Annotated in this window: 1 protein-coding gene; it reads right to left on the reverse strand. The window is 70.6% G+C overall.

Going from position 1 to position 1154, the window contains the following annotated elements:
- On the reverse strand, nt 1-804 hold an 804-nt coding region (locus tag AB0B91_RS66355; RefSeq protein WP_089002404.1), incomplete at its 3' end, for an HAD-IB family hydrolase.
- Nucleotides 805-1154 lie beyond the last annotated feature (350 nt).

Below are 1154 nucleotides of genomic sequence, written 5' to 3' on the forward strand. Positions count from 1 at the left end.
GGCGGGCGCGGGGGCGGTGCGGGTGCGGCGGTGGCGGCCGTACCAGGCGATGCCGATGGCCACGCCGACGCCCACGCCCAGCGCCGCGGCGGCGACCGGGACGGCCGGGCGCTCGCGCAGCCGCCGCCCCAGCGGGATCGGGTGCCGGAACTCCAGCACCGGCCAGGAGTTCTCGACCGCCAGCCGGCGCAGCTGCCGGTCCGGGTTGACCACCGACGGGTGGCCGACGCACTCCAGCAGCGGCCGATCGCTGTACGAGTCGGAGTAGGCGTACGAGTCGGCCAGGTCGTAGCCGCGCTCGGCGGCCAGCTCGCCGACCGCGTCGACCTTGCTCGGGCCGGCGGCGTAGAACTCGACCTCGCCGCTGTAGCGGCCGTCGACCACGCCCATCCGGGTGGCGATCACGTCGGTGATCCCGAGCAGCACACCGATCGGTCGGACCATCTCCTCGCCGGAGGCGGAGACCAGGACGACGTCCCGCCCGGCGGCCTGGTGCTCCTCGATCAAAGCGGCGGCCTCGGCGTACACGTAAGGGTTGATCAGCTCGTGCAGCGTCTCCGCGACGATCTGGCGGACCTGTTCCACCTGCCAGCCCTTGCAGAGCGCGGCGAGGTAGTCCCTGGTCCTGGCCATGGTCTGCTCGTCGGTGCCGCCCAGCCGGAACATCAGCTGCGCGTACGCCGACTTGACCACGTCACGCCGGGTGATCAGGCCGTCCCGGTAGAACGGCCGACCGAACGCCAGGGCGCTCGACTTGGCGATGACGGTCTTGTCCAGATCGAAGAAAGCGGCACTTCGGCCCACGGCGCGAAAGTCTAGCCGGATGGTCTATGGTCGGCGGGTGCCCGGGGCCCGGCGACCCCTCGGACCTGCGGGCCGGCCCCCACCCACCCTCGCGCATAGTGACGATGGTCACACTCTGCGAACATTATTTCGCAGGGAGTGGAGGCGACACCACTCGACGTATACAGGTCCGCTCAGGCAGACTTGACGACGCGACGAGTGTTCACATCTCGTACAACAGGCAGACCCTCGGCGGTTGCACCCCCCGTGACCGCCGAGTGGGTTCGGCTCGACCCCCCCGGAGCCGAACCTTCGACGACCCCCGTCTCCCCCCGACGGGGGTCGTCCCTTTCCCCTTGGAGCGCTTCTAC

Source organism: Nonomuraea sp. NPDC049141 (assembly GCF_040648415.1).
Lineage (GTDB): Bacteria > Actinomycetota > Actinomycetes > Streptosporangiales > Streptosporangiaceae > Nonomuraea.